The sequence below is a fragment of the Mycobacterium sp. 1164966.3 genome (genome assembly GCF_001665395.1).
Classification (GTDB): domain Bacteria; phylum Actinomycetota; class Actinomycetes; order Mycobacteriales; family Mycobacteriaceae; genus Mycobacterium.
In genome coordinates, this window is sequence record NZ_LZSG01000062.1 from 43,741 (window position 1) to 69,884 (window position 26,144).

19 protein-coding genes, 1 tRNA gene and 1 pseudogene are annotated in these 26,144 nt (G+C 63.9%); 8 read left to right on the top strand and 13 right to left on the bottom strand.

Annotation, left to right across the window (positions count from 1 at the left end):
• Positions 1-148: 148 nt before the first annotated feature.
• The 5 genes from A9W99_RS21425 to A9W99_RS21445 form a co-directional block, all read right to left on the bottom strand.
• Positions 149-2,158, bottom strand: a complete 2,010-nt coding sequence (locus tag A9W99_RS21425) for a cytochrome c oxidase assembly protein (RefSeq protein ID WP_067382922.1) — start codon at positions 2,156-2,158, stop codon at positions 149-151.
• Positions 2,159-2,186: 28 nt separating this feature from the next.
• A complete protein-coding gene (locus tag A9W99_RS21430; RefSeq protein ID WP_067382925.1) occupies positions 2,187-4,559 on the bottom strand; it encodes a glycerol-3-phosphate 1-O-acyltransferase in 2,373 nt (790 codons plus the stop codon).
• Positions 4,556-6,337 (bottom strand): HAD-IB family hydrolase/lysophospholipid acyltransferase family protein, encoded by a 1,782-nt coding sequence (locus A9W99_RS21435; protein ID WP_067382928.1) that lies wholly within the window; start codon positions 6,335-6,337, stop codon positions 4,556-4,558. Before A9W99_RS21435 ends, A9W99_RS21430 begins: the two co-directional genes overlap by 4 nt.
• A complete protein-coding gene (locus A9W99_RS21440; RefSeq protein WP_067382931.1) occupies positions 6,334-7,809 on the bottom strand; it encodes a wax ester/triacylglycerol synthase family O-acyltransferase in 1,476 nt (491 codons plus the stop codon). Before A9W99_RS21440 ends, A9W99_RS21435 begins: the two co-directional genes overlap by 4 nt.
• A gap of 129 nt (positions 7,810-7,938) precedes the next feature.
• A complete protein-coding gene (locus tag A9W99_RS21445) occupies positions 7,939-9,192 on the bottom strand; it encodes an alpha/beta hydrolase (protein WP_156623244.1) in 1,254 nt (417 codons plus the stop codon).
• Positions 9,193-9,366: 174 nt separating this feature from the next.
• Here A9W99_RS21445 and A9W99_RS21450 point away from each other — a divergent pair.
• The 4 genes and pseudogenes from A9W99_RS21450 to A9W99_RS21465 all read left to right on the top strand — a co-directional run bounded on the left by A9W99_RS21450 (position 9,367) and on the right by A9W99_RS21465 (position 12,073).
• Positions 9,367-9,440 (top strand) — tRNA-Arg (locus A9W99_RS21450).
• Between the two features lie 196 nt (positions 9,441-9,636).
• Complete coding sequence (locus A9W99_RS21455) at positions 9,637-9,936, top strand: hypothetical protein (protein WP_156623222.1); 300 nt, start codon at positions 9,637-9,639, stop codon at positions 9,934-9,936.
• 107 nt (positions 9,937-10,043) lie between these two features.
• Positions 10,044-11,344 (top strand): annotated as a pseudogene (locus A9W99_RS21460) (adenylate/guanylate cyclase domain-containing protein).
• A 330-nt stretch (positions 11,345-11,674) separates the two neighbouring features.
• Positions 11,675-12,073: a DUF732 domain-containing protein gene (locus A9W99_RS21465; RefSeq protein ID WP_067382937.1), complete on the top strand. Its 399-nt coding sequence runs from the start codon at positions 11,675-11,677 to the stop codon at positions 12,071-12,073.
• 58 nt (positions 12,074-12,131) lie between these two features.
• On the opposite strand, the gene A9W99_RS21470 is transcribed toward A9W99_RS21465, so the two are convergent.
• The 5 genes from A9W99_RS21470 to A9W99_RS21490 form a co-directional block, all read right to left on the bottom strand.
• Complete coding sequence (locus A9W99_RS21470; protein ID WP_067382940.1) at positions 12,132-12,581, bottom strand: DUF732 domain-containing protein; 450 nt, start codon at positions 12,579-12,581, stop codon at positions 12,132-12,134.
• Between the two features lie 119 nt (positions 12,582-12,700).
• Positions 12,701-13,912, bottom strand: coding sequence for a hypothetical protein (locus A9W99_RS21475; protein WP_156623223.1), 1,212 nt, complete (start codon positions 13,910-13,912; stop codon positions 12,701-12,703).
• Between the two features lie 491 nt (positions 13,913-14,403).
• Positions 14,404-15,534, bottom strand: coding sequence for a phosphate ABC transporter substrate-binding protein PstS (gene pstS / locus A9W99_RS21480; protein ID WP_067382946.1), 1,131 nt, complete (start codon positions 15,532-15,534; stop codon positions 14,404-14,406).
• Positions 15,535-15,715: 181 nt separating this feature from the next.
• A complete protein-coding gene (locus A9W99_RS21485) occupies positions 15,716-16,693 on the bottom strand; it encodes a DUF4436 domain-containing protein (protein ID WP_082930142.1) in 978 nt (325 codons plus the stop codon).
• A gap of 438 nt (positions 16,694-17,131) precedes the next feature.
• Positions 17,132-17,386, bottom strand: coding sequence for a hypothetical protein (locus A9W99_RS21490; RefSeq protein WP_067382949.1), 255 nt, complete (start codon positions 17,384-17,386; stop codon positions 17,132-17,134).
• Positions 17,387-17,889: 503 nt separating this feature from the next.
• Between A9W99_RS21490 and phoU the strand changes: the two genes are divergently transcribed.
• Positions 17,890-18,621, top strand: coding sequence for a phosphate signaling complex protein PhoU (gene phoU / locus A9W99_RS21495; protein WP_082930143.1), 732 nt, complete (start codon positions 17,890-17,892; stop codon positions 18,619-18,621).
• 323 nt (positions 18,622-18,944) lie between these two features.
• Complete coding sequence (locus A9W99_RS21500; protein WP_156623224.1) at positions 18,945-19,271, top strand: three-helix bundle dimerization domain-containing protein; 327 nt, start codon at positions 18,945-18,947, stop codon at positions 19,269-19,271.
• A gap of 87 nt (positions 19,272-19,358) precedes the next feature.
• On the opposite strand, the gene A9W99_RS21505 is transcribed toward A9W99_RS21500, so the two are convergent.
• On the bottom strand, positions 19,359-19,850 hold the full coding sequence (locus A9W99_RS21505) for a pyridoxamine 5'-phosphate oxidase family protein (protein ID WP_067383690.1): 492 nt from the start codon (positions 19,848-19,850) through the stop codon (positions 19,359-19,361).
• A 146-nt stretch (positions 19,851-19,996) separates the two neighbouring features.
• Complete coding sequence (locus A9W99_RS21510; protein ID WP_067383692.1) at positions 19,997-21,748, bottom strand: patatin-like phospholipase family protein; 1,752 nt, start codon at positions 21,746-21,748, stop codon at positions 19,997-19,999.
• Here A9W99_RS21510 and A9W99_RS26885 point away from each other — a divergent pair.
• Positions 21,644-21,856, top strand: a complete 213-nt coding sequence (locus tag A9W99_RS26885) for a hypothetical protein (RefSeq protein ID WP_172828926.1) — start codon at positions 21,644-21,646, stop codon at positions 21,854-21,856. The genes A9W99_RS21510 and A9W99_RS26885 overlap by 105 nt on opposite strands.
• Before the next feature lie 933 nt (positions 21,857-22,789).
• Positions 22,790-23,488 (top strand): LmeA family phospholipid-binding protein, encoded by a 699-nt coding sequence (locus A9W99_RS27425; protein WP_253870193.1) that lies wholly within the window; start codon positions 22,790-22,792, stop codon positions 23,486-23,488.
• 65 nt (positions 23,489-23,553) lie between these two features.
• Here A9W99_RS27425 and A9W99_RS21520 read toward each other — a convergent pair whose 3' ends face one another.
• On the bottom strand, positions 23,554-26,094 hold the full coding sequence (locus A9W99_RS21520; protein WP_067382958.1) for an ATP-binding cassette domain-containing protein: 2,541 nt from the start codon (positions 26,092-26,094) through the stop codon (positions 23,554-23,556).
• Positions 26,095-26,144 lie beyond the last annotated feature (50 nt).

Below are 26,144 nucleotides of genomic sequence, written 5' to 3' on the forward strand. Positions count from 1 at the left end.
TTTCCATTCGCTGGTTGTGCTTGTGTCTGGTGCTCATTCAGCCCGGCTGCACCGACAGGCCACAGCGAGGGCCGGGATCCCGACGCAGGGTTGTGGAGAAAGTCGCGACTTGGGATAAGTCGGCGGTCGCGGCCGGCCCGGCCCAGCCCTACCGCCGCGCGGCGCGACGCGCGAGTTCTGCCAGCATCGCGTTGTAGGCGGCCAGGTCGACGTCATCGTCGCGGTCCGCCGCCCGGTCCAAGCGTCGCGCGGTGCGCCGATCGCTGCGCGCCCACTGCACCAGCAGCGCGACCATCACGATCACCAGGGGCAGTTCCCCTGCCGCCCAGGCGATTCCACCGCCAAGCCGTTGATCGCCCAACAGATCGGTATGCCAGCTCAGCCCCAGTGACCGGTAGTAGGCGACGCCGAGCACCCTGCGCGTGCTCATGAGTTCGACCCCGAAGAAGGCGTGTAACGGCAGCGAGGCGAACACCACCGCCACCTTGGCCAGCGGCGGGATCGGCCGCGGTGTTGGGTCCACCCCGATCACGATCCAATAGAACAGATAGCCGCTGAGCAGAAAGTGCACGTTCATCGCCAGATGGCCGGCGTGGCTGCCCACGGCGTCGTCGAAAATGCTCCCGAAGTACAGGCCGTAGAACCCGGCGACGAACAGCACGGTCGCCACCACCGGATTGGTGAGCAGCCGCGATACCCGGCTGTGCAGTGCGGCCAACAGCCATTCCCGCGGGCCCGGCGGATCATCGCGGCCGGCGGCCGACCGCGCCCGCAAGGCCAGGCTGACCGGACCGCCGAGCACCAGCAGGATCGGCACCAGCATGGACAATCCCATGTGGGCCACCATGTGCATGCTGAACATCGCCGGCATGTAGCGACCCACGCCCGACGACGTCACGAACAGCAGCGCCGCGCAGCCCAGCAGCCAGGCCAATGTCCGTCCCGGCGGCCAGCTGTCGCCGCGGCGGCGCAGCCGCAGCACCGCGACCACGTACAACCCTGCCAACACGATTGCCGCCGTGCCGAAGATGAGGTCGAATCGCCAGTCGAACAGCACCCGCAGCAGCGTGGGCGGCCCGTCGAAGTCGTAGCCGATCTCGGCTTCCGGGATCGACGGTATCCGGATGGGCGGTGGTGGCGGCGGCGTTCGGCCCAGCCCCACGGCGATCCCGAAAGTCAACCCGAAGACCGCCGCCTCGATCAGTGCCAGCCGAGTCAGCAATCTTTTGCGCGGGCTCGAATCCTCTTGCAGCGCAGCGACTGCGGTGCGCCGCTGGCGCCAGCCGACGGTCCCCAGCGCGCACAGCGCGACGAACTTCGCAACCACCAGCCGCCCGTATCCGGTGGTCAGCAGGTCCGACGGCAGGACCCGCACGAGGGCGTTGACCAAACCGCTGAGCGCCATGGCGACCCAGCACCACAACGCGATCACCGAGAAGCGCCGAGCCGCCAGGTCAGTGTGCTCAGCCCGTCGCAGCGCAGCTGCCAACAAAGCCAGCAGGCCACCGGCCCACAGGCTGGCGGCGACGAGGTGGATCAGCAGACTGTTGGTGGCCAAGTCGTGCGAACCCCCGGCCGACGAGTGACCGGTTAGCCCGAGCGGAAGCAGTGTCACCAGTGATCCGGCGAGTAGCGGCGGCGTCCAAGACCAGCGCAGCACCGGCAGGCTGGCCAGCGCGACGATGGCGGCCAGCACGGCGGTCCAGCGCCACGCTGAAGCGGTGTTGATCATTCCAGCCACCGACCACAACGTCACCGGGTTGAGGTGCTCGGTCACCGGGTGACCGGAGACGTCAGAGACGGTCAACGGAACCAGCAGGGCGGCACACACCGCCCAGGTTCCCGACGCCACCGTCCCCAGCCGCAACGCGCGATACCCGCCGACGTCGAGCACGCCGGTGCGCTGGGGCGGCACCAGGAACGCCGCGAACAAGAACCCCCCGACGGCCAAAACCGCCGCGATCTCACCGAAAGCACGGACGAACGGCAGGCCCAGCGTGGTCGCCGGACCGGGATTGGGCAAACCGGTGGCTGCCAGCGCATTCGTCAGCGACAACGCCCCGATTCCGGCCGCCGTGCCGCCCGCAAGGACCGCAACGCCGGCCAACAGCGGCCAGATCAGCGCGGCGGGCCTGCCAGCCGGGCGAGCAACCGTCATCCACCCAGGGTATGGGCGCGTGCGCAGGCTACTGAGCCTGACTCTCCGCCTTGTCCAGCGAGCGCCCTTTACGAGCCTGGGACTCGCGGGCGCGGAATTGATTACGGGCAATCTTGGCGACGTAACCGAAATCTCGAAGGATGTTGCGCAATTCCGTGCGGAAGGCGATCCGGCGCTCGGTCAGGTCGGACGCGGGTGCGATCAGATCCTGGTCAGCGACGACCTGGCGTGCGGTGGCGAAAAGCAGCGTCGAGACCGGTTCGCTGCTGCGCACCCGGCCCTGCGCCACGTATTGACGACCGACCCCCAGCGCCAACTCGGTGAGTTCCTTCTGGCTCACATCCGGCGGTGTATCGCGTAGGACATCAGCGACGATTTCGTAGGCCTCGAAGAACACCCGCAGCATGGCGTCCGACATCAACGGGCGCTTCGCGTACAGCATCCCGTCGATCTCTTTTCCGCCGGCAGCGACGTGGCTCTCCCAATTGTCATGCCACGCCATCTCTTCGGCGATATTGGCCTTGAACGCCGTCGAATCGGCGAAGTAGAAATCAAACTTCAACAGATCGCGCAACCGCATCGCCTGGTCCCAGAATGCTTCCATGCGGTCGCCCGATGCATGCCTTGCGTGTGCCAGCGCCAGTTCGACGATCGAGGTCTCCAAAAAGGCGTGAATCACCGAGTTCCGGTAAAACGCTGCGGCGTGCTCATGTTCGGGCGCGATGTACCACACCGGTTCCCGCCCGCTGTCGACGCGGGTGACCGGGTGTCCGTTGGACAGTGCGTCCACCGCCGCGCGCACACCGTCGCGCGAACGCAACCGCAATGCACTGGTGGACATCGGCGTTTGCCTGCGTTCGAGGTAGTCGAGTGAATCCTGCAAAGTGTGGTGCAGCTGATCGAGCGTCAGCGCCAACCCGTGAGTGGTGAGCAACAACGCCGACACCAGCCCCGTCGCCGTGATCGGCGTCGCCTGCAAGATCCGCCAGGCGACTTCAAACGACATCTTCTGCATCGCAAGACGTTTGGCATCCTGGTCATGAACCAATGGCCCGTGCGGGGGCCCCAGGTACTGCCGCATCGAGACCGCCTCGGGGAAGCGGACGTAGATCTTGCCGTAATTACGCTCGCCCTGTGCCTTGATGAAGTTGTAGAGCCAGCCGAAGCCTTCGGCCGTCTTCTCGGCGCCGCGCGCGTAGGCGGCGTATTCGGCGACTTCGTGCAGTTGGTCGAAGCAGATCGAAACCCCTTGCAGCAGAATGTCGTCGCTGCGCCCATCCAGGTAGGCGTCGGCGACATAGCTCATCAAACCGAGCTTGGGCGGCAACATCTTTCCGGTACGCGACCGGGTGCCCTCGATGGACCAACTCAGGTTGAACCGCTTCTCCACGACGTAGCCTACGTACTCCCTGAGCACGTACTTGTACAGCGGATTGTCACCGATGTTGCGCCGGATGAAGATAACCCCCGAGCGCCGCATGAGGGGTCCCATCACACCGAAGGACAGGTTAATGCCGCCGAACATGTGCACCGGGGGTAACCGGTTGTCCTGCATGGCCACCGGTATCACCGCACCGTCGATGTAGGACCGGTGCGAAAACAACAGCACGGCCGGATGCGCCTCCAGCGCGGTGCGCATGGCCGCGACCTGGTATTCGTCGTAGTCGAAGTCGGGATCGAATCCGCGGCTGAGCAGCCGGCCCAGGACGGATATCACGTCTACCGACGCCTGGCTCCATCCGGTCGCGAGTTCGTCGAGCATTTTGCCGGCTTCCTCGACGGTGGCGCCGGGGATCTTTTTCAGACCGGCGCGAAACCGCGCAGATGCCAACATTTCTGGCTTGACCAGCCGCGGCGACTTGTACTGCGGCCCTAGGACCCGGTATTCCGCTCGCGCGAGCGCCAGGATCGCGCGGCGTGTGACGAACTGTGCGAAGTCGCGTGGATCCTCACCGACGGTGGTGTCACGCCACTGCTGGCGTAGTTCGGACACCTTGGCCGATTCGCCGGTCAGCACCAGTGCGCGGCGCGGGTCGTTGCGCAGAATTCGTTGTTGCTGGCGTTGATTCGGGTGGTAGGGGTCGCGTCCGGGAAGCAGCCCGGCCACCTTGTCCACTTTGCTTCGGTCGGCCGGAGGCAACCAGGTGACCTGCACCGGTACTATCGAGCGGTCTCCCCCGACATCCGAATCAAGTTGCTCGACAAGCGCTGTCAGCGCCGATGGCCCCGCAGTGCGGGGCGGCAGCTTCAACACCTCGAACTTGGCTTCCGGATTGCGGGCCCGCTGCCGTCCCAGCCACTCCATGACCAGTTTCAGCTCGACCGACGTATTCATGGACGCCAGCACGAGGGTGTCTTGCGCGGTGAGGGTGGCGCCGGCGTCTGCGGCCGGTTTGGTCACGTCCGTCCTTCGGGCCGGCTTGATGATTCGGCGCCTACGGCTTGCTCGGTGCGGGGTTGCTTGGCGTTGACGGGCGTTCTCGCCGTGGTCTTCTTTGCCGCAGACTTCTTGGCCGCGCTCTTTTTAGCCGTGGTCTTCTTGGCCGCGGTCTTCTTGGCCGCAGACTTCTTGGGTGCGGCTTTCTTGGCGGCAGCCTTCTTTGGCTCTGCCTTCTTTGCGGCCGTCTTGCCGGTCGTGGTCTTCCGGGGCCGCTTCGGCGACGCCTTCTTGGCGCGGGTGTAGATGTCGAACTCAGGCAACTCATCGACCGGCCAGTCGGCAAGCGTATCCAGATACAGCTGCCGAATCTCGGCGATGCGCTCCGGCAATGTGTCGAGAATCCAGTCGTCGACCGGGATCGGCGGAAATACCGCGACGTCGACGGTACCGGGATTCATCACGGTCGAATTTCGGGAAGCGATAAGCTCGGCATTGCGAATCACTATGGGCACGATGGGAATTCCCACCGCCATTGCCATGCGAAACGCCCCCTTCTTGAACGGTCCGACTTCGGTCGTGTCGAGCCGCGTACCCTCTGGGGCGATCACGATCGACAGACCGTTCTTGGCGCGCTCTTCGACGGTGTGCAGCGTCTCCACCGCGGCGACCGGATCGTCCCGGTCGATGAACACGCCGTCCAACAACTTGCCGAGCGTGCCCATGATTGGGTCGCTGGCGAGTTCCTTCTTGCCCACGCCAACCCAGTTGTCTTTCACCAGCGCACCGGAGATGATCGGGTCAACTTGGTTGCGGTGGTTGAAGATAAAGACCGCCGGCCGCTGGGCGGTCAGATTCTCCTTACCGATGACGTTCAGATGAACCCCGGCGGTGGCCAGCAGCAACTGCGAGAAGTACGAGGTGAAGAAATTGACCCCGCGGCGCCGGCTGCCGGTCAGCACTCCCCATCCGACGGCGCCGGCCGCAACCGGGAACATCGAACCGAATCCGGCGAGCGTCCGAATTTGCCGCTGCAATCCCACGCCGCCACGGCTGTTGAACCGCAAAATCGGCCAGCCGCGCCGCTTGGCGACGGCGGCCATCTTGCCTTCCGGGTTGGTCGGCCGCGGATTGCCGACCAGGTACATCAGCGCGACGTCCTCGTCGCCGTCGGCGTAGAAATAGCTGTCCTTGAGGTCGATGTCATGTTCGGCCGCAAACCGTTGCACCGCAGCGGCTTTGCCCGGCCCCCACAGGATGGGTTTCAGGATGCCACCGGTGAGCATCCCTTCTTCATTGGTCTCGAACTTGTTGGTGAGCAGGTTGTTTATGCCCAGGAAGCGGGCCACCGGGTTGACCTGAATGGTCAGCGCCGACGAGCTGAGCACCACGGTGTGGCCGCGAGCGACGTGGGCGCGGACCAGCTCACGCATTTCCGGGTAGATCCGCGACTCGATCCGCTGGGCGAACAACCGCTCACCGATCTCGTCCAAGTCGTCTATCAGTCGCCCGGCCAGTGCCATGGCCGCCTTGCCGATGAGGTCTTCGAACTCGATGCGCCCGAGCGTGTGGTTCAGGCCGGCCTGAACCATGCTGAGCAGTTCGCCGACACCCATGTCGCGGCGACGCAGCCGCTCCTGCGTGAGGATGACGGCCGTGAAGCCCGCGACCAGCGTCCCATCTAAGTCGAAAAACGCGCCTACCTCCGGTCCCGGTGGGCTGGCCATGATTTCGGCGACGGATCCGGGCAACCGCAGATCCTTCGACTGCTTGCGGTCGTCTTGCTCTTTTGCGGCGGTCATGAGCCCGACACCGATCGAGACGCAGGAGTGTTGGGCTCGGCCGAGAACGAAGCCGGAACCGCGCGCGGTGCGCCTTCACCGGTCAGCGCCAAGATCTCGTCGAATCCGTCGAGCAGGCACCTTGCGAACAACGCCTCGTCGCGAATGGAAGCCCGATCGTAGCGAGCGGTGATGGTGCACCACCCGCCCCGCGAGATCAGCACCACCATCATCGCCACACCGGGCAGCGGCCCAACACCGTACTGCCGCAAGATCTTTGCACCGGCGATGAACGTGTCGCCGGGGTAGACCGGGACGTTGCTGGCTTGCACATCGGAGCCGACGACCGAACCGGTGATTCCTTCGAGAATCGCGGTCGGCAGCACACTGAGCACCGGGGCCATGGACCCGATGATGTTCATCGCGGGCTCGTCGCGGCGCTGGGTCATCTGGGCGCGGATCTTCTTCATCCGGGCCACCGGGTCGACCGTCCCAACCGGCGCCGCCAGGTTGACGCCGGTGAATTGATTGCCGCCGGCGGCATCCCCTTCGGCCCGCAGGTTCACCGGCACCGCCATCGGCAAGGTGCTGATCGGCACACCGAGGGCCTCGTGATAACGCCGCAGCGCGCCGCACAGACCCGCGAGATAGGCGTCGTTGATGGACCCTCCCGCGGCTTTCGCAGCCTTGTGCAAATCCGACAACCTGATATCGATCGCTTCGGTGCGACTGGCTAGACTGCGCCGGCGCAGCAACGGCGACGGCTCGGCGGCCCGGTTCATCACCCGCACACCCGAAGCCGCGTAGCCGACGATCCCTGAAACGGTGGACACAGGGTCCAAAATCGCCCGTCCGGCCGCCGACACCGCTCCGGACACGGCGCCCAGCACGCTGCCGACGACGGCCATGGGCAGTTGATTGAAACCCTCCCGCATCAAGTCGTTGGGCGTGAGGTCTTGCGGAATCGGTTGTGGCGGTGTGGGTTTCGGCGGCGGATCGCGCTCCAGATCATAGATTTCCGCGAACATCTCCACGCCACCCACTCCGTCGGTGACCGCGTGGCTGATGTGCAGCAGCATCGCGGCCCTGCCGTCGGCCAGACCCTCGACCAGGGTGGCCGTCCACAGCGGCCGCGATATGTCCAGCGGGGACTGCAGCATGACCTCGGCAAGGTCGAACACCTCGCGCAGCGTGCCGGACCCGGACACACGAACCCGGCGCAGATGGAAATCCAGGTTGAAGTCGGGATCCACCACCCAGCGCGGCGCCGCCGTCGGCAGCGTCGGCACCACGACCTTCTGCCGCAGCCGCAACACCTTTCGGGATGCGTTTTCGAATCTGGTCCGCAACCGGTCCCAGTCCGGTGTGGTGTCCAAAAGCTCCAGCGCCATGATGCCGGAGCGGGTCCGCGGATTGGCTTCGCCGCGATGCAGCAGATAGTCGACCGGTCCCAGCTCGTCGGACATTCTCAAGGTGTCGACGGACTCAGCCATTTTCACGACCCCGCCGACGCGCCAATCCCGTCACCGCCGCTCAAGCCTCCTGCTCTCAGCCCCGCCGTACCGATTGCCAACACAACGCTAGTCCGGTTGACGCGCCGGTGAAAGCAGATGAGGACCGACTCAGCTGGCCGGAGTTGAGGCCAGCGGCAGCGAATCCAGCATCACGCTGGTGCGCCTGCCGTAGACGACGCCCAGGAAGTCCGCCACAGCATTGGCGGCCAGCCGCGATCGGAGGGTCGGCGTGATGTCGAAAGCGTGGTGTGCATTGGCCAGTTCGGCGTAGGCGACCGTGGCAGCACCGGCGCCCCGCAGTGCGGCGCAGAATGCGGTCGCCTGGCCGGCGGGTACCACTTCGTCCTTGTCGCCATGCAGCACGAAGAACGGCGGCGCATCGCGGTGCACGTACGAAATCGGCGAAGCGGCCCGGAAGCGCTCCGGCTCGGTTGCGTACCGCGACTTCATCACGAACTGCTCGAGGAACGGCAGCATCATCTCGTGCATGTTCTCGAAGTCGGTGAAGTCGTATACGCCGTAGTACGGCGCGACCGCCTGCACCGTGGTGTCGGCTCTTTCGAACCCAGGCTGAAACGTCGGGTCGTTGGCGGTGAGCGCGGCCAGCGACGCCAGGTGCCCACCCGCCGAGCCGCCGGTGAGCGCGATGAAATCCGGGTCGCCCCCGTAGTCGCCGATGTTCTCCCGGACCCAGGCGATCGCCCTTTTGACGTCGATGATGTGCGCCGGAAACGTGCAGCGCGGGCTCTTGCTGTAGTCGATCGACACGCAGATCCAGCCCAGCTCAACCATCCGGCTCATCAGCGTGTAGGCCTGCGGACGTTTGCCGTTGAGCGACCATGCTCCGCCGGGGACCTGCAGCAGCACCGGGGCGTGGTCGCCGGGCCTGAGATCGGAACGCCGCCAGATGTCCAGCAAATTGTCGCGGCCGCCAGGGCCATAGGAGATGTCGGAGGTGTGCGCGGCGTAGCGGCGGTGCGGGCCCGGCATCGGCAACAAGCCGGCGCGACGCGCCCGCGCGGACGGATCGCTGGCCGGGTGACACACCAACTCGCGAAAGTCCGGGCCGAACGATCCCTCGAGCGCCGCGGTGAGGGCTTCATCCGCCTTCTGCGCGGCCCACGTCGCGCCGACCCGGCCGATCGACCGGCCCGATACCCGGGACAACGCATGCCCGGTGATGACGTGCGGAGGAAACTCGGTGGACAGCCAGCCGGCCACCCAGCCGACGGCGAACGGCGAGCCGCGCAGCAGCAAAGCGCCGGCCCGGAACGTATCTCTGGCGTCGGCCGCCAGCTGAGTTCCATGTCGCAGTGCTTCGGCACCAGCCCGTGAGCACCGCGAAGTCACGTTCATGACCATGGTCAACGCCACCCCTCACGCATCGTTGCGTTAACGACTGATTGCCAGCCGGTGTAGCACGTGTGTCGCGGCTCACACCATAACCGATAGTTGCGGGAGGGCAAGAGTTTTCGCGCGCGTCGCGGTGCAGACAATGGGTCGCCGGGCGCCATTAGATAGACTGACCTGCGCATTGCCTCCGTAGCTCAGGTGGATAGAGCAAGGGCCTTCTAATCCCTAGGTCGCACGTTCGAGTCGTGCCGGGGGCACCGGAAAGTGTATTGCCTCGGCTGATACTTGACGTTTCGGTTTCGGTTGATGCCCGACAGTGTTTCGGCTGATTCTTTACAGCTGTTTCGGTTGATCCTTGACAAGTGGCGCTGACTAGCCTTCGCGGGGTAAAACTCCCCCGCTGATCCCGTGGCACGGCGCGGGGCCGGGGAGGACGAGGAAGGAAGTGACGCAGTGACCGAGCACGACTATGACGCCATTCGCGCTGAGGAGATCCAGCGTGGTGACAACATCGAATTCCCTTCCGACCACCCGGACGTGAAATGGCACGTCGAAGAGGGCAGGGCATCGAATCCCCCTTGCAACCAGCCGGGCGTGCTGTGGTACGTCGAGGCGCTAGTGGGCGATGTGCTTATCAGCCCGCTGGGCGATCTTTACACGTTCACCGTGAAAGAGGTTGGGGCGGGAGCCGAGGTCGAGGTCAAAATCAGGGGCCATGTGCCCGTCCGGCGCTACCGGCGAAACCACGGATGAAACCGTCGGCGCATCGCCATCCATCCCGAGGTGGAGTTCAGGGCTGATTGGCTCGGCCACCATGCCGAGGAGAGAACGCGATGCCCTCCTCGGCATACACTTCCGCAATGTTCTCCGAGACGCGCTACGCGATGAACGGGGACTTGCGCGTCGCCTATCGCGCGTCAGCTGAGGGTGAGCGCGACATCGTTTTTGTTCCGAACTGGTTCACGTGCTGCGAGCACCTACCGGAGCTGCCATCGACTCAAGGATGGGTTGAGGCGATGACATCGCTCGGGCGGCTTATCTTCTTCGACCAGCCGGGCACGGGAGCCTCCGATCCAGTGACGCCGGGCGCGCTTCCGACGTTGGAGCAGTGGGCCGACAGCATCACGGCGGTGCTCGACGCTCTGGGCAGGAGTGAGGCAGTCCTCCTCGGAGTCAACGGCGCTGTTGCACAAGCGGCGCTTTTTGCGGCGACACATCCGTCGCGCGCCACTGCGCTGGTCGTGCTCGAGGGCTTTACGGGCACCCATACGGCAACGTCCGAGGATGTCAAAGCTGCCACACTCGCCACCTGGGGCACTGGGGCGATGCAGCATGCGCTTAACCCGGATATGCCGTGGAATGAAGAGATTCGGGCAGCGTGGGCGCGACATGAACGCCTTTCGGCCAGCCCAGGGACGGTTTCCAGTGTGATGCGTCTCGCAACCGAGTTCGACGCGCGGGCGGTGCTGCCGACAATCCGCGTGCCCACCCTGGTCCTCCACCACGCGGAGGATATTGTGATCCCGCCCGCCGGAGGTAGGACGTGGCTGCACGTATACCGGGCGCGAAATATGTTGAGCTACCTGGGCGCAACGCGTTCCACTTCGTCGAACCGTGGCGAGATTCGTTCCGGGAGATCGCGGAGTTCATCACCGGCGAGCGGGCAGATGTGGCCGATGACCGGGTTCTTGCCACTGTCCTGTTCACCGACATCGTGGACTCGACTCGCCGGGCCGCGGAGATGGGTGACCGTGACTGGCATGCCTTGCTGGACGCGCACGACGCGGTCGTCCGATCGCAGTTGTCTCGGTTTCGGGGTCGCGAGGTGGACACGTCGGGCGACGGCTTTCTGGCGATGTTCGACGGGCCGCAGCGAGCTATCCGCTGCGCGGTAGCAATCCGCGACGCGTTGCAGGCCTTGGGCATTGAGGTGCGTGCCGGGTTGCACACCGGGGAGTGCGAGGTGCGCGGTGACGACATCGGCGGAATAGGTGTGCACATCGGCGCGCGCGTGAGTGCCCTGGCAGGGCCGAACGACGTGCTGGTGTCGAGCACGCTTCGCGACCTCGTGATCGGATCAGGACTTGAGTTCGCAGACCGGGGCGCGCACACGCTCAAAGGCGTTCCCGGTGAATGGCACCTCTTCGCCGTCGCCTCGTAGAGGCGGGTGTTGGCCCAGACACATTCGCTTGCCACGCATGGTCATTCGTTGACCGGCAATCCATTTTCAAGACGGCGTTCAGCTCTGCTCGGGCCTGGTCGATTTGGTCGTAGGTATACATCACCATGGCGGGGGCGGTCGTCGTCGCACCCTTGCGGGCGAGCCATTCTGCTTCGGGAATGTACGTGGCGGTGGCGAGTGGCCCGCTAGATTAACGGTGGTATCAAGAACAGCCCTTACTTCGCAGGCGTCAACGCGCTGTTCTGAGTTGACCGCCTCGATGGAGGCGGGGTTGTCCTTCAGGTCGTGCCGCGAACGTGAAGGAGGCACATGATGAAAATCCTGAAATGGGCGGTACTGCTGTTAATGGCATTGCTGGGCCTGATGGCTGGTGCTTCGGCGTTGGCGTCAGCGGCCCCCAACACCCAAGCCGACCTGACCTATCTCCGGTTACTCGACCAGAACGGGGTGTCCCACCCCAATCCCGAGGCGATGATCTCCCAAGCTCATGACCTCGTGGACCAACTGAGCGCCTCCCCGCAGGACGACGCCAGTGTGGGTTCGATAGTCAGCACCGGCGAGGAGCGGAATTCTCAGCACGACATGGGCGTGATCATCGCAGCCGCAGTGCTCGCCTACAGGCCGTCTCTGATCCCGGTGGTTCGACACTGGGCAGACAGCGCCGCGGGTTTCCCCTGCGGTTCCGCAGCTCAGGGGGTGCTGCGATGAAGATAGCTGCGTTGACCGTGGCGTAGTACCGTCGCTGCTCCGGCGCTAGGGCGCACCGCTAAGAGATGGTGCTGCGAGGCACTTCTCGGGGACTGCTAGGGGCACTAGGCGGGGCGCTGACAGGGGCACTAGGCGGGGCACTAACAGGGGCACTACTCGGGGCACTACTCGGGGCACTAACAGGGGCGCTAGTCGGGGCACCGCCGGCCGAGATCGCGTCCGGGCAGTACGCGTTGGCAGCGATCGCCGCGAACTTGCTGGCTTTGTCCGGGTTCAGTGATGGGTTCTTAGATGTGAGCGTCTTTACGACGTCCGACATCTCCGTGCCCCCGTTGACCTTGTCGCACACCCATTTGCCGGCCCCTACCACCGCATCAAGGTCGGAATAGGTGATACCGGCCGCATTGAGTGACGCGATGAATGCGTCGTCGGTGCTATCGGCGTGCGCGGGCATGGCCATGCCGACAATGGCGGCAAGGCTTGTCAGGGTCAAGAACAGTAGCTTCATAGTTCACCTGACCGTCATCGTCGCAGAGTGGCGATCAGCCCGCATCTCGTGCAGACAACTTCGCCGGCATCGCCGCATTAGGGCGCACAGCCGCGGCAGGTAGCGCGGTCCAGTCAACTCTAGGGGTGAGGGCTGCTGGTGGGTGGTGCAGGCGGAGCGGCGATTAAGGCCGGATCGGCCAGAGTGATACTGGGCGGTACATCGCCCGTCCGGGTCGCGACGACAGGGGTTTCGTACACCGTTCCCTGATTGCCGCACTCATTGGTTAGAACGGTTTCGGTCTGAACGCCTCGGAGCGTGCCGTCAGGCTGTGGCTCCAATGACCAACTCAGTGATGAGGTGTCGGTGACTGTTCCGCTTGTTCCGCGGCACGGTTCCGGACGATGGAGATAAGGCGTGTCCTGCCAATGACCGTCGGCGAAGCGAAGAACGCGGGCACCACCGTTGGCCTGGTTGTGGTTGGTGTCGGCCAGTCGGGATCCTGTGGCCACGCATCCCGCGGCTGTGCACAATGAACGAAACGCCCACCAATTACTGGTCTGGGCGGTCGCAGGGTCGCCGGTTGTCGGCTTGCCGTTGGCCGTTTGCTTTGCCCAGTCGTAGTCCACGCGATACGTGCCGTCGAGTACCGGACCCGCAGCTGCTGGGGCCGGGCTGCTGGTGGCCGGAACCCCGGTTATGGCCGCTGGGTCGGCGACGGTGACACCGCCCGGGACATCTCCGGTCCGGGTCGCGACCACGGGGGTTTGGTACACCGTTCCCTGATTGCCGCATTCATTCGTTACGACGGTCTCGGTCTGAACGCCTCGGAGCCTGCCGTCAGGCTGTGGCTCCAATGACCACGTAAACGCTTCGGTCTCTGCACCTGCTATGACTTTCCCATCTGCTCCAAGGCACCGCTGTTGCTGGTTTTGGCCCTGAACAGGCGCGCCCTGCCAGTGGCCGTCGACGAAATGCAACTCGTCTGTATCGGCTGGTGTGTGCGCCACTTGAGGGTTGTGGTCGTCTAGCTTGGTTCCGGTGGCAACGCACCCCGTCGGTTTGCACGATGAACGAAACGCCCACCAAGCGTTGGAGGTGTCGGTAGAAGGGTCGAGCGTGCCGTTCTTCGTCCGCTTTGCCCCGTCATAGTCCATGCGATAGGCGCCGACGAGTACGGGACCCGCGGCGGTAGCGGCTGGGGTGCTGGTCGGCGCAGCGAAGATCCGATGCTCGATCAGGTAGCCGATCATCCAGCCGATGACCGTGAGCACGGCCACAGAAGTCGCCCCCGCGAGCAGGATCTTGCGCCGCCGCTGTCCCAGAGCTCTCGCACCGTTTCTCGATGTCATGTTCGGACGGTACCAAGCAACGCGTCGCAGTTCAGCGCAACTTCCTCGGAGTCCACGTGCACGGGAACACAGCGCCGAGGCGGACCACGCGGAGTCTCGTGATCTGCCTGGACGGCACGACCAACGAGCCCGATCCGGAGTTTCAGTCAGTGCCGCCCCGATTCAGTTGGTCGCGGGGCAGTATGGCTTCGGGTTCATGGCCGCATCGGCCTTCTAATCCCTAGGTCGCACGTTCGACTCGTGCCGGGGGCACCAGACAGAGGCGGTCCTCGGTTCGGTTGGAACTGCGCGTCATCGTTTGTTCAACGTCGCGGCCGCCGCGCTGGACGAGCCGTCTACGCCGTCGCTGTTTCGGTAGCGACACCGCGCCAGCCATACTCCCCCGCCCGGCTGGATGCGCTTGACCTTGCCGTGCTGCCCGATCCGCGGCTAAGTCCTGCGGGCCATCAGCGTGCGGAAACGGGGTCCGGCCCCTTTCGACGCGCCGTCGATCATTCCGCCACGGCGGGGCCACCGACAGCGCTGATGGCGTCGACAGCGCTGGACACCCTTGCCTGGAAGTCGGGTGACAGCGGAATGTAACCGCTCTTGTTGAGGTCGATTTGGCCGGGACCGATTGCCGCCTGCAGGAACGCCTTGACCGCCTGTGCGTCATCGGCGTTGGGGTATTTGGAACACACGATCTCGTAGGTGGCCAAGACGATTGGGTAGACGTCGGGCTGACTGGGGTTATAGAACGACGATATGTCGAGCACGAGATCATTGCCTTGGCCGACGGTCTTGGCGCCCGTGATGGTCTTGCCGACCGTGTCGGTGCCGATGCGTACGGGACGTAATGATCTGCGACTGGCCGGCGTTTTGATCTCGGCGGCGTACAGCCCTTGCCGCAGTGCGAACGACAACTCGTTGTAGCTAATTGCGCCTTCGGTGGTTCGCACCAGCGCCGAGGTGCCGTCGTTGCCCGCGGCCCCGGTGCCCACCCCGCCGTCGAACGTCTTACCGGCCCCCTTGTTCCAGGCTCCGCCCGATGCGGCCTGCAGATAGGACTGGAAGTTGTAGGTAGTGCCGGAGGCGTCGCTGCGGTAGATGACGCGGATGTCCTCTGCGGGCATGGATGCGTTGAGCGCGGTGAGGGCCGGGTCGTCCCAGCGGGTGATGGTGCCGTTGAAGATCTTGGCCAATGTGGCCGCGTCGAGCACCAAGGTGTCGACCGCGGCGAGGTTATAGGTAATGGCCAACGGTCCGAATACCACCGGCAGGTTCCACGCGTCCGCGCCGCCGCATCGCTGCTTGGCGGCAGCGTATTGCACACCGGAGAGTGGTGTATCAGATCCAGCGAAATCGGTCTTGCCAGAGAGGAATTCGCTGATGCCGGTGCCCGACCCGTTGGCGGTGTACTTGAGCGTCTGCCCGGAGCAGGCTTTGCTGTACGCATTTATGAACCGGGTCATCGCGTGGGCTTGCGCGGTCGAGCCGCTGGCAGCCAAAGCTTGCTTACCGCCGCAGTTAACTTTGGCCCCTGCCGTGTAGGCCAGTGTGGCATGCGAGCTGCTGCACCCCGAGAGAACAATCGCGGCGGCGACCAGCGAGCTTACGGCGGCTCCCGGTCGTTTGCGCTTCATGGTAATTGCCCCTTTGAGATGGCGCCGTTTCTGTCGCCATTTAGAGCCACCGAACTGACAGCAATGCAAACCTCAGGTGAACTAAAACCGGAATGACCATGTCAATACGAATCGTTATGTCAATAGGGCCATTACGCAGCAACTACGGCTTAGACCGAACGGTATATTCGCCGTCGAGCAGTCAGTCCCCCTGCCGGATCCAAGCAAGGATGTACAAGCTCATCGCGGTCACCAGCGCGATCAGCACCCACTGCACGATCGCTTGGTCGATCCACGAACCGGGCGGCGGCGCGCCGGGAAGAATATTGCGAAGTGGGACGATAGCGAACAAGTTTGCGGCGTACCACGTGGCGAACGGTGGCAGAAACTTCCGTCTGCCCAACGCCATCGGAACGGCCACCAGCAGCGCCAACGTCGGCAGGCTGATGAGGACCAGGCAGATACCCAGGTCGAAGACTAACGGGCCCTTGGCTCTCTTGAAGGTGATGACCACGTTGCCGTTGTCAGTGGCGCGCGACGTGGGAAGAGCGCTGGGGTCGTGAACGCGATTGACGGTGACGTCCCAACCGTCCAACGATCCCGTTACCTCGACACGGGCGGGTACCTTTCTGCGGTTGTCGCCCGTCCCGACGAACGCATCGGCCGAAACCGCCTCGGTCTTATATGAATCGAATGGCCAATTGCCGGGGTCGCCGTGCGCCTCGACGGTGGTGCTGAGTTGCGCCGGCGCCTTTCCCTTGGGAAATTGCAAGTCGCCCAGGTCGCTCGTCGGGTACAGACGCACCGCGACGTCGCTGCCCAGCACATCGAAGCGATTGTCGTACTGCGCAACACCGGGATACACGAGCACGTTCACCGTAAGACGGTTGGCTACTGGCTTCAGCTCCTCAAGGCGCAGCTGCACGATGGTTGCATCGCCGCCACCCTGGCTCAGGTCCAGCGGAGGGAGCGGTCCCTCTGACCTCTGCAGCATATGGACGCCGACCAGTGACAGAGCGTAGGCGGTGACGACAGCCACCAAAATCGCTATGCCGATGATGATGCGCGGCTTCTGCGGCTTGTCCGGAGGCGGCGACTTCTCTTTGACCCGCTCCGTTACCGCCGCGGATTCGTCCACCCGCGTCGGTAGGGATGTGGCTGGCTGCGCCTCAGCCGTCATTGGCCGCCGCCGTGAGCAACCACGTGCTGCCTGTACTGCGGTGCTTGCTGGAACCAAATAAGGCTCGCCGACGAAATCCATCATGTCGGGGCGACACGTCCACAGATGCTAGCGAACACCCGCGCGCCGCGCGCGCCAAAATAGGTTGTCACAACAGCAGAGAGGCGATCGTCATCCACCGTCAACCGAGCGTTAACGTTCACGAGGGAGAAGGCCTAGACAGCGTTTTATGATCTGCCACAGCGTTTGCTGCATGAAGACCTAATCCGCTACGCAGCGAAGCCCGTGGGCGCCCAACACTGCGCCGCGGCTGTCGTCGGGTGGCGCAGCAATTGGAACTTGGTCGGCGAAAATCGCGGCCCGAACCCCACTCTGAAAAACGTCAGCAACCGAAGGCCGCCATCGTCGCGCTGACCCGCAAGGGTGCGACGGTATCTGTCAATTCAAACGGGCGCTTCGGTCGCCATTGACTCCTTGCTCTGCGGGCGCATCCACGACTTCGGCAAAAAGGAACCGATACCTCAATGACGTGAGGAGCCGGTTGACCTCGTCGATGCCTGCTTTCAGCTTCTTAAGCTGTTCGTCTGCCTGCTGCTCGTCGCTGCCAGAACGCGTCGTGAGTTTCACGACGGAATCCCCCAGTCGATGAAGCTCAGCTTGCAGAGCGCTCTCGAACAGCCGTGCCTGGGCCACCTCGGCAGGGTGTACCGGGGGCGCCACGACCTCGCCTGCTGAGCGGGTATGGCACCCGTTTGGCTTCGGCAATGAGGGGCTGTCGTGGCGTCTGGGAGGGCGCGCGGTCCGCTTTGGGGCGATTACGTTTCCGGGCGGCGAAGCCACCGGCTCCGTCTGCGAGCGATACACCATGCGACAACTCCCTCGCCCGTGTTCTGTGGCGTCCGCGCCTGGTATTCAGCCATGCTCAACACCATGGCCGCCCGCCGTGCGCAAGACGCTGGGGGAGCTATCGCCGACTGTCGCTAAACCGTGATGCCGCTCAAAGGCTAGAAACAACCGGAAATGACTGTCAAGTGAACAATGGACGAACTAGCTTGATGCGCGTCGGACAGGATTATTAACACCACGACACCCATTGGCGAATAGCCGCAACGACATTCGGAATGCACGACATTGTCATGCAACGTTCATTTGACATGTCATCTATTTCCATGTCGGAGGAACGTAGGCTACGCGACATGCGAACCGCTTACCGAGAGCAACTTTCCGAGTTATCCGCGCAGTTGGGTGAGATGTGCGGGCTGGCAGGGGTTGCCATGGAACGCGCAACGCAGGCCCTGCTGCAGGCTGATCTGGAGCTGGCCGAGGAGGTGTTCACCGATCACGACCAGATCGCGACATTGGGCGCGCTGGTGGAGGAAAGCTCTTTCGGTTTGTTGGCGTTACAAAAGCCGGTCGGCGCCGACCTGCGCGCGACTGTGAGCGCTATCCAGATGGTGGCCGACATCGACCGGATGGGCAGCCTTGCCATGCACGTTGCCCGGACCGCCCGCCGCCGCCATCCACAACACACACTTCCGGACGAGGTCACTGGATATTTCGCCGAAATGGGCAGAGTCGCAGTCGAATTGGGCAACAGAGCGCAGGAGGTGTTGCTAACCTGCGACCCGAGGAAGGCGGCCCGGATCCGCGAAGAAGACGACGCGATGGATGAGCTGCACCGACATCTGTTCACCGTGCTGATGGATCGCGAATGGACCCATGGGGTGGTAGCCGCTGTTGACGTGGCGTTGCTGGGCCGCTTCTACGAGCGCTTCGCCGACCACGCGGTCGAAGTGGCGCGACGGGTCATCTTTCGGGCGACCGGCGAGTTCGCCCAGCAACCGCCTGCCATGCCGACGCTTCGGCTCGCCAACGGCGGCGTTAGCCGAAGCACTCCACAGTCTCGGCGTGGGCCACGACGCGGGTGATGCAGCGGCGAGGACCGGGTTACACCAGCCGCAAGCTGTCCGGTCCTGAGGCCGAAAGAGCTTGGGCGAGAGTCGCTGTTCGGTATCTGGGCAAAACGCTCTTGCATTCGCGGCGCTGGTTGAGGACTTCACCCGACGCTCGGCCAGGGCCTTGCATCCACCATCGGCGCACCGCCGATCGGGTGGGGATACCGCCTTTATACCGGGTACTGGCGGGGCCAGGACTGGGGTGCCACAAGCCATTTGACCGGCACGAGGCGCTGGTCAAGGGGAATTAGCGAATCGGTGGCAACACACGGCCACGGTGTTCTATGGTGACGGGCGTGCCTCAAGAAGAGCGGGCGCAAATCGATGCGGTGGGCCGTCGTCTTGCCCAGAAGTATGCGCAACTTCCGAATGATCACGTTGCCGGTGTAGTCGAGCAGGTGTACGCGACGTTCAACCACAGCAGACTGCGGGGTTTTGTCCCATTGCTGGTGGAGAAACGCGCTGCCGAAGAGCTGGCGAGTTCAACGGCCAGCCGGTTGCCGTTCGGCGTGAGCCGGGGTGAATTGCTGCGCGACTCCGGAGGAAAGCCGGGAAGTAGTTTCGATCCGGCGGCCAAACCCCACGGCGGCGCCGTTGTCGAACCTGGTGTCGGCGCGCGCTAGGGCGAGCGCCCACCCTTCGCCAATGGGTAGCGACCGCGCCTAGTTTCGGCTGGGATGACCGTCGGCGACGTCCGTCGCCTGGTTGAGTCAATGCTTGCGGACCACGCGCTCAGCTTCGCCGGGTCTCCAGATAGTGATGTCGAAGTGACCCTCGGTGACCTCCACCGCCGAGCCGCCAGTCAAGTCGGCCCGGTAACAGTGGTCGAACTCTTGGCCTCGGATGTCGAAGCCGGTCTCCTCGAACAGCGCTTGGGCGTATCGGCGATGCAGTGCCTTGTCCCGGACATCGTCGACGACGCCCCACAACTTCGCGTCACCGTCTTTGACGTTGGTGTCGGTCGTAGCCGTGTGTAGGCAGAAACGTGGATCACGGGCGAGGTCAAGGAATTTCGTGGTGTGTGGCATGCCGGATATCCACAACTCATCTTCGAAAAACCTCGGCTCGACTGGGCTGATTCGGGGGAATCCGTCCGAGCGAAGGGTGGCAAGCATGCATAGGTTACCGGTCGCGGCGTGCCGACGGCCGAAAATGGCAGCGATTTTCGGGGCAGCTTGGGTGAATTCCTTCCAGCTAGTCATGACCGCGACCATAGTCGCCCCGGGTGCCGGGCCGAAACTGTCGATCGCCATGGGCTGAGCAATGATTGGCTCACCCTAATACTCTCAGCCGAGCCGAAGCATCGTCAAAAGTATTGTGCCACAAGCGTAAGCCGACATATAGTGACTCAGCAAAGTAGCTTCGGGTTCGCCTCGAGGACTGCCCGCGCCGCGACCCGGCCCGCCTCCAGGGCGGCATCAATCTTCTTGAAGTCCAACGCCGCAATTTCTGTGACGTTTGGCTTGATGACGGCCACGACTTGGGGCAGTGCGCACAGGTTCCCGCCGGCGGCGGTAAGGCTGACGGTGCGAAGCAACGTCTCCTGCAGCGAGGGGAGGACGACCTCGGACCCGGTTACCAGCCGTCGAACCAGCCCTGGCAGCGGACCGGCTTGCGGCAGCGAACCAAATCTTCTCGACGGCAAGAACTTCCGGCGTAGATCGACGCAAACGACGTCACCGTCTGGATCAGCGCACATCACGTCGGCTGGGAGATTGTTCAACATCCCACCGTCGACGAGCATCTGCTCGCCATGTTGCAGCGGTGGGATCAGACCAGGGATTGACATCGATGCGCGCACCGCGATCGACAGGCGACCGCGTCGGTGAACGATCTGATCGCCGGTGACCATGTCCGCGCAGACGGAGAAGAATCCTCTGGACAGATGCTCGATCAACGTGTCGCCGAAGAAGTTTTCCACCAGCCGATCGACGCGTCCTCCCCGTGTGAACGCCACCGCCGGGATCGTGTAGTCGAGTAGGTTGCCCCGCGTCATGTACTGTCGCGCCGCGGCTATCGCCTCTCGGGCATCCAGCCCCAGCGCGAAGACCGCGGCAGCGATAGCACCAGCACTCGTACCACCAAACCGATCGATAACGACCCCTGCGCGGGTCAGCTCTTCGTAGACACCGAAATGTGCGAGTCCCCTGGCGCCACCCCCCGCCAAGACCAGACCCAGGGATCGGCCCGCGATTCTGCGGGCCAAGGCGCCGATGCCATCGTCGTCGGCGGCGTGATGTGAGACCGGCTGTAGCAAATCCCACCAACTCGGATCCGGGTCTACCGTGCACGTGACCAGATGGACAGGCCGTCCCTGGACGACAGGTAAATCGAAGGCCTCCGGTGGATGTCGTTGAGCCACAAGGACTACGAGTCGGTCACATTGCGCGGCAACATATCTTCGCCAGAGATCGCCTGAGCCCCGGTCGGCGACCATTAAAACCCAATCGTTGCTTCGCTCTGCTCGATCGAGGATCTCGTTGAACCCGTCGACGAACTCGCCGTAGTTACTGATTTCAGCAATAGTCTCGATGGGCGGTGCGACCACAGCAGTCCGACCGTGGGGACCCAGTCGTGTCACGATTCCGTCAACAATCAGTCCTGCCGCAGCGTCCCCGGTCGACAGCAAGCCAATGACCCGGGGACGCTGAGACACGTGCGCAGACTGGGACTCGCGCAGCATCCGCGCCATCGCGCGCAGCATCACCGATTGCAGGCGGGGGGTCTTCGCGAGTACCTCTCTGAACGTGTCGGCGGCGATCCTCCAGACAACGCCGTCCCGAAGAGCCCGTACGCCGGCCGAGCGGGGAGCGTCCTCGATCACCCCCAGGTCCCCAATTGAGTCCCCGGATGCCATCTCTCGAATCACACGGCCATCGACACCAACAGCCGCGAACCGTCCCGAGGCAATCACGTAGATGGCATCCGATGGATCTCCGAAACGAAAGAGCCACTCGTTGGCGGGAATGTGAATGCGGTCGATGACGCATGAAAGTTGATCGAGTTGTTCGTCATCGACGTCAGCGAGTATCGGAACACTGCGAAGCGCGGCTCGCGCATCCGCCGCGCTCCCCTGGGAGGGCTGCTGTATGGCGCTCACGGGGTGCGGTTCCTGCACAACACGCTAGCGCTGGGCCAAGTTGCAGGGCGCGATGTATTCGATCTTGGCGCGCGACGCGATCAGCGGGTCGAGATTGCGGTCGGCTAAGGACCAATTCCAGCGAGACGTAGCTGTCGGCGGCATCTCCGTCAGTTTGCGCATCTTGTTTTCTGCACTCACCGGTATCCCGTTCGCCCACTAACCAATATGAAAGTGCTCCACGATTGCCTCACATCTTAATTCCACAGGCCAGGCCCGGCGGGCAATCTTCCCCCGACCCGGACGATATTCGGATTGCGCCGTCGTCGTTCTTTCGATCTCTACTCATCCGCGCAATGGTGACAATGTCCGATTCCTGGGTGGCCAGAGGAAACCAGCCAGCTTGTGCGCGACGGTATTTCGGCTTCTCTTATTCGACACCAATGCCTCGATCGTGGAAGGGCGCCTGGCACCTCTTGGCCATCTGCGTCGACGGAGATTTGACTGCGCGTCTCTACTGCGAACAGCGTCCTCGAGCACCGCGTCAGCTTTGCCTCACAGGATTGGTGCAACGATGTACCTTCGACTTCCTGCAGCTAATGAGGAACAATCGCGCTGATGACGAATCCGCAAGCGCCTTCGGGCGGCGACCCGACGGAAAGGGCTCGTCCACCTGTTCCGGGTGGCCCCGGCAGGCGAGCTGTGCCCCCACCGCCTCAGGGTCCGACGCCGCTGTCCGAATCAGAGACTCGCCAACTGCCCGTGTTCGGCGGTTCACCGGATGCACCTACTCGCAAGGTGCCTCGACTCGAACAGCCCGGCCCTCCGCCGGGTCGTCCCCCGCAACCAGCGGGCCGACCCCCGCAACCACCGAGTCGACCTCAGCAACAGCCTGAGTTTTCGCGGAGCCCGCAGGCGCGCCAGCCCGGTCTCGCGCCGCAGCAGCCGGAACCGGCCACTACCAACCTGTCCGCGCAGGCACCACCGCAGAACACACCGGCGACTGGCAAGCGCCGCTTTCCGCGCAACCGGAAATCGCGTATTGCGCTGATCCTCGGCATCGTGATAGCCGTCGTGGCTGCCGCCCTCATCGGCGCCGAGCTATACGCGCGCCACGAGGCCGGCAACAGGGTGGCGAAGGCAGTGGCGTGCGAGGTACAGGACACCGCGAACGTCTCCTTTGCCGCGACGCCGCCGGTCCTGTGGCAGTACGCCACCCAGCACTACACCGGCGTTTCCGTCCAGACCGCAGGTAACCAGATCCGCGACGCCAAGGGAATGAAGATCAGCATCGATATTCGGGATATCCGGATAAACAAGACCAGCAATTCCTCGGGCACGATCGGGTCGTTGAACGGAACCATCACCTGGTCAACAGTTGGGATCAAGGAGTCGATTCAGAGCGCAGTGCCGGTGATCGGCAGTTTTGTCACCGGCGAGGTGACCACCAACCCCAGCGAAGGCACGGTTTCGCTGAAAGGCCTGCTGGACAGTGCCACCGTCAAGCCGCAGATCGTCAACAACGGCTTATCGCTGCAAGTGATCAGCTTGCGCGCGCTGGGATCCAAAATGTCGACCGATAGCGTCCAGAAAAAACTGGACGACCTCACCTCGAAGGCGACCAAGAATTATCCGCTGGGCATACATGCCGACGGCGTCAAAGTCACCGACAGCGGTATTGAAGCGACCTTCTCGAGCAGCAACGCCACCATTCCCGCGAGTAGCGGCGGCAACCAGGACAGCTGTTTCGCAAACACCTGACGGCTTCTTTGGCTCATAACGAATTGCGTTATGGCACAAGGCTTTCAAGTCATGCGATGGGGCCATCAGTGCTTTTTGAGCCGCGTCCGCCACCACACGATGCCGGCGTAGATCACCGACAGCAGCACGAGCATGCCCATATCGAATAGCCACTTGCCCGGCTTGTGCAGCCAGTGGCTGTCCTTCGAACCGAGCGGACCGGGCATCAGCGTCCAGAGGTCGACGGTGGACGCCGAGGCCGCATATCCCCACCGCGAGGGCATCGTCCAGGACAGCTGGTCGAGAAAGAACCGGCCGGTCACTGGCACCATGCCACCGCAGAACACCAACTGCGCCATTAGCGACACCACTAGCAGCGGCATGATCTGCTCGTTGGAGCGCGCCAACGACGAAAACACCAAGCCGAAAATCGCCGCCGCCACACAAACTGCCGCGACGGTGACGTAGAGCTCGAATGTGGCGTTACCGAGCATCACCGCCGGCCGAGTTGGCGCGCCGTTGCCCATGATCGTGATGGTGGTCAGGATCACCGACTGGACGATCGCGAACACGCAGAATACGGCGATCTTGGCTCCCAGGTAGGCCGTGGTGGACAGGCCGACCGCCTGTTCTCGGCGGAAGATAGGGCGCTCGCCGATGAGGTCGCGGATCGTCAGCGCGGTACCCATAAACACGGCACCCACGATGAGGAGCGTCAACAGTGTCATAGGTTTGGTGGGCACCGCACCTCTTGGGTTGGCAATCTCGAAACCGGTCCTGCCGGAGCCGGGGACGGTCAGCGAGAGCAACCCCATCACGAGCGGCAGCAGGGCCAAGAATATGAAGTACGCACGGTCGGCGACGATCAGCCGAACCTGGCGACGAGCGATCGTGGAGAACTGCTTCCGCACGCTGGTGTGTGCCGGTTCGCCGAGGTCGGCCGGCTTCGCCCCGGCGGGCACGGGCGGAAGTGGCTTGGCCTGAGCCAGGAAGCGGCGATTGGCCTCCTCGGGATCGGCACCCACGCTGCTGAAGATTTCGGCCCAATCAGTGGTTCCCATCGCTTCACCGATATCTTTGGGCGAGCCGCAGTATGCCGTCTTGCCGCCGGGCGCCATCAGCAGCACCTGATCACACAGGCTGAGGTAGCTCAGCGAGTGTGTCACCACCAGCACCACCCGACCGGCGTCGGCGAGCTGGCGCAGCATCTTCATGACTTGAAGGTCCAGCGCCGGGTCCAAGCCCGAAGTCGGCTCGTCGAGGATCAACAGCGACGGTCCGGTTAACAGCTCCAGCGCCACCGAGGCCCGCTTACGTTGGCCTCCGGACAGCTTGTCGACGCGGGTGTCCGCGTGCTTGGTCAGCCCGAGTTCTTCGATGACCTGGGCAACGACTTGCGCACGGTCTTCCTTGCTGCTGTCCGGCGGCAGCCGCAGCTCCGCGGCGTAGCCCAGCGCCTGGTTCACGGTCAGCTGCCGATGCACGACGTCGTCCTGGGGGACCATCCCGATTCTGCTGCGCAGCGACGCGTACTGCTCGTGGATGTTGTGACCCTCGAAGGTGACCGAGCCCGAGGTGGGGCTGGTGGATCCAGAGATCAGCCGGGCCAGCGTGGTCTTGCCCGCACCCGACCCACCGATGAGCGCGGTCAGCGTGCCCGGCCTGGCGGTCAGTGCGACGTTCTCGAGCAGCCGCTTGCCCTCGATTTCGAAGTTGACCTCGCGCACCTCCAACCCGCCGGTGCGCGCCGCCGCTTCCGTCTGGCGTACCAGCACACCACCGGTGAAAACCAAGTCGACGTTGCCGATGGTGACGACGTCGCCCTCGGTGAGCAGCGCGGAGCCGACGCGGGTCCCATTGACGAACGTCCCATTGGCGGTGTGCTTATCCCGGATCTCAACGCCGATGGAAGTCGGTTTGAGGGACGCGTGATAACGGGACGCCAGGACGTCCGGAATGACAATGTCATTGTCGAGGGCCCGTCCGATCGTGGCAGCGGACGTGCGTCCTTCTCCGTCCGGCGGCGGGATCTGCGTGGTGGGAATCTTGACGGTCTCGCCTTGCGGTGGCACGGCGGTCGTACCGTCTCCCGCTGCCCCATCCGCGACCGCCGGCGCCGACACCTGGGTTGGTTGCATCGAGTTGCTTGGCTCCGCTGCCAGCAGGGGGCCAGTCGAGGACTGCCGCGCCGCGGGCTGCCGTCGCTTTGAAGATGACCGGCCGGCGCCGTCTTCCGATGGGGCGGCCGGCGGCCTTGCGGCGGGCGGATTGATGACTGGGGCCGCAACCGCCGTCGGCGGTAGGTGGCCTACCGCGCCTCGGTGGTGTCCGACCTCAAAGCTCAGCCGTGGCCCGTCGGGCTTGGCGAGGTTGATGGTCTGGCCGTCGCGGATGTCGACGGCCGGCATGCGACGACCGTTGACGAACATCCCGTTTTTGGAAGCGTTGTCAATCGCTGTCCACTTGCCCTGATCGAAGCGCAGCAGGAGGTGTGCGCGGGAGACCAGCGGATGCGCGACGCGCATGTCGGCGCGGACGTCGCTGCCAACGATCAAATCGTCGCCTGTCGCAAAACTGTGTTGCGCAAAGTCGGAGTGAACCGTGAGTACCGGCGCGGGTGCAGTCATGGCATCAGTATTGAATGAGCGCCAGGGATTATTTGTACTTTTGCCTAATT

Excerpts from the sequence above, each read along its gene's own strand:
- pstS (WP_067382946.1), bottom strand. The coding sequence starts at position 15,534 with ATGAAGCGCAAACGACCGGGAGCCGCCGTAAGCTCGCTGGTCGCCGCC.
- A9W99_RS21440 (WP_067382931.1), bottom strand. The coding sequence starts at position 7,809 with ATGGCTGAGTCCGTCGACACCTTGAGAATGTCCGACGAGCTGGGACCG.
- A9W99_RS21435 (WP_067382928.1), bottom strand. The coding sequence starts at position 6,337 with ATGACCGCCGCAAAAGAGCAAGACGACCGCAAGCAGTCGAAGGATCTG.
- A9W99_RS21445 (WP_156623244.1), bottom strand. The coding sequence starts at position 9,192 with ATGGTCATGAACGTGACTTCGCGGTGCTCACGGGCTGGTGCCGAAGCA.
- phoU (WP_082930143.1), top strand. The coding sequence starts at position 17,890 with ATGCGAACCGCTTACCGAGAGCAACTTTCCGAGTTATCCGCGCAGTTG.
- A9W99_RS21425 (WP_067382922.1), bottom strand. The coding sequence starts at position 2,158 with ATGACGGTTGCTCGCCCGGCTGGCAGGCCCGCCGCGCTGATCTGGCCG.
- A9W99_RS21505 (WP_067383690.1), bottom strand. The coding sequence starts at position 19,850 with ATGACTAGCTGGAAGGAATTCACCCAAGCTGCCCCGAAAATCGCTGCC.
- A9W99_RS21475 (WP_156623223.1), bottom strand. The coding sequence starts at position 13,912 with ATGACATCGAGAAACGGTGCGAGAGCTCTGGGACAGCGGCGGCGCAAG.
- A9W99_RS21485 (WP_082930142.1), bottom strand. The coding sequence starts at position 16,693 with ATGACGGCTGAGGCGCAGCCAGCCACATCCCTACCGACGCGGGTGGAC.
- A9W99_RS21520 (WP_067382958.1), bottom strand. The coding sequence starts at position 26,094 with ATGACTGCACCCGCGCCGGTACTCACGGTTCACTCCGACTTTGCGCAA.
- A9W99_RS21470 (WP_067382940.1), bottom strand. The coding sequence starts at position 12,581 with ATGAAGCTACTGTTCTTGACCCTGACAAGCCTTGCCGCCATTGTCGGC.
- A9W99_RS21465 (WP_067382937.1), top strand. The coding sequence starts at position 11,675 with ATGATGAAAATCCTGAAATGGGCGGTACTGCTGTTAATGGCATTGCTG.